This window comes from Rickettsia endosymbiont of Culicoides newsteadi, from assembly GCF_002259525.1.
Taxonomy (GTDB): Bacteria; Pseudomonadota; Alphaproteobacteria; order Rickettsiales; family Rickettsiaceae; genus Tisiphia.
The window spans coordinates 1-1,990 of record NZ_MWZE01000146.1; the positions used below are offsets into that span (position 1 = coordinate 1).

Consider the following 1,990-nt stretch of genomic DNA (forward strand, 5'->3'; position numbering starts at 1 on the left):
AAGAAAACGTAATTTAATTGAAACAGTTTTTGATTATTTAAAGAACAAAATGAACCTTGAGCATACTAGACACAGATCCCCTATAAATGCTTTTGTTCATATACTTTCTACACTAGTTGCCTATTCTCTTAAGAAAAATAAACCTTCCATAAATTGCAATTTCGACTTTCCTCTAAATTATAACCTTATCCCGAATTGACGTATTTTGCGTTTTTGAGGCATTTCAGAACCTTTAAAAGTTTCATAGGCTTCAGAAGCTAGAGTTATCAAGGTTGAGGCGGTATCAGTAAATTTGTCATCTGCTTCATCATAAATTTTCAATAATCGATTAATTTCATATTGACGATCTTTTAATTGTTGTTTTTTTTCTTGAAATTCTTCTGTACATAAGTATCACCATTAAGTCATAAATCCATTAATGAGTTCAATCTTTTTTCGTTTTCAGTATGTTCTTTCTTTAAACTAGCTGTCGCTTCATCATGTTCATCTTTTTTTAGCTCATTAGTGTTTTTAAGGTGTTTTAGCGTGTCTTTTAATAGCTCTGGGTTCTTATACCTATTTTCTTAAAAATCTCTTCTATCTTTGCTAAAACCTCATCTTCCCTAACATATATTTTTTTGTTTGGATTTTTTGGATCCCATGCTGCCAAATAAACCCATTGATCTACCTTACCATTGGAATATGTTTTACTATGAATTTCCGATGTCACTATCTTGCCTGTTGTTGCACAAGTAATTAACCCTCTAAATAGGAAATATTTACCTCCATATTTGAAAGGCTTTTTATTCCAACCTAAAAGTACTTCTTTACATACCATAAATGTTTCTCTTGTAATTTGTAATAATTGGTGGATAATTATGCAACCACATCTCTCCTTTTACTAACATTTCACCGTAATAAAATGGCTGCTGCATTAAACGGTGTAATACTGTTTTATTTAGGTAATAATTCTTTTTACTCCTTAACCCTAACTCTTTTGCCATGGTTACTATGCTTCCAAGAGTATATGCCCCTGTAGCATATTCTTCAAATAATTTTTTTATAATAAAAGCTCTAGATGAATCTAGAATTACTGTACTATTGCCATTTACATCTCTGCTATTTAGATAACCAATAGGAGCAGGGCCTATCCATTCTCCTTTACGTAATTTATGATCTAAACTCCTTTTGACATTATCACTTAAACTATCAACATAAGATTGAGCCATTAATACGTTCATTCCCCATACCAATTTTTCATGAGATTGAGAATCTTTTGTTAATATATAACCTTCAGTTCTAAAATGTAATTCTATTTTACCATCTTTTATTGGTCCTTCCAATAATGAAATTTCTGAAATTCATCTTTGAACGCGATCAACTTTATCAGCTACAATAGCAATGGTTTCTCTATGGCTTTTAGCAAATTTGATCATCTCTTTAAATTGTTTGCGATCACCTCTGCTTGAAGATTCGATAATTTCAAAAGTTTTGATAACTATAATGGACTGAAGAAAATGGACAAAAAAAATAGAGTTAAAAGCTTCCTAATTAAGATAAAATAATAAGAAAAAATTAGGAGAAAAAATGACAAAAGAAAAAGCAAGAGTTTTTAGTGCTGAAGAAAAAACTAGGATAGTATTAGAAGTGCTGAAAGAAGAGAGTCCATTATCAGTGATAGCATCAAAATATGAGATAAACTCAAAGACAATTAGTAATTGGAAAAAACAATTTATATCAAATGCAGCATTGGCTTTTGAACCAGCAAAACTGGTAAGTAAATATCAGGAACAAATTAATATGCTGAAAGAACAAAATGATGAATTAGCGAAAACTCTTGGAAAAACAATAGTAGAGAGAGATTGGGCTGTGGGAAAGCTACAAAGCTTGGACTTATCAAATAGAAAAGAACTTGTCGATTCCAAGCTAGCAATGTTACCAAAGACAAGGCAATATGAATTATTAAAGATTAATCGTTCTTCAATGTACTATAAAGCAAAACCATTTAGTG

Annotated in this window: 5 protein-coding genes; 2 read left to right on the plus strand and 3 right to left on the minus strand. The window is 30.7% G+C overall.

The window, feature by feature from the left end; all coding sequences use genetic code 11:
- A partial coding sequence (locus tag RiCNE_RS06865; RefSeq protein WP_157905643.1) for a transposase occupies nt 1-199 on the plus strand: 199 nt, incomplete at its 5' end.
- Here RiCNE_RS06865 and RiCNE_RS07630 read toward each other — a convergent pair.
- From RiCNE_RS07630 to RiCNE_RS06875, 3 genes are all read right to left on the minus strand, one after another.
- Nucleotides 178-321 (minus strand): hypothetical protein, encoded by a 144-nt coding sequence (locus RiCNE_RS07630; protein ID WP_157905718.1) that lies wholly within the window; start codon nt 319-321, stop codon nt 178-180. The genes RiCNE_RS06865 and RiCNE_RS07630 overlap by 22 nt on opposite strands.
- A 211-nt stretch (nt 322-532) precedes the next feature.
- Complete coding sequence (locus RiCNE_RS06870; protein ID WP_094649811.1) at nt 533-817, minus strand: hypothetical protein; 285 nt, start codon at nt 815-817, stop codon at nt 533-535.
- Nucleotides 807-1,322 carry a recombinase family protein gene (locus RiCNE_RS06875; RefSeq protein WP_094649812.1) on the minus strand — a complete coding sequence of 172 codons (516 nt, stop codon included), beginning with the start codon at nt 1,320-1,322 and terminating at the stop codon, nt 807-809. The genes RiCNE_RS06870 and RiCNE_RS06875 overlap by 11 nt, the downstream gene beginning before the upstream one ends.
- A 244-nt stretch (nt 1,323-1,566) precedes the next feature.
- Here RiCNE_RS06875 and RiCNE_RS06880 point away from each other — a divergent pair.
- Nucleotides 1,567-1,990, plus strand: a 424-nt coding sequence (locus RiCNE_RS06880) for a transposase (protein WP_157905707.1), incomplete at its 3' end; no start/stop codon positions are given.

What these genes read in the sequence shown, in the direction of transcription:
- RiCNE_RS06870 (WP_094649811.1), bottom strand. Translation starts at nt 817, where the DNA reads ATGGTATGTAAAGAAGTACTTTTAGGTTGGAATAAAAAGCCTTTCAAA.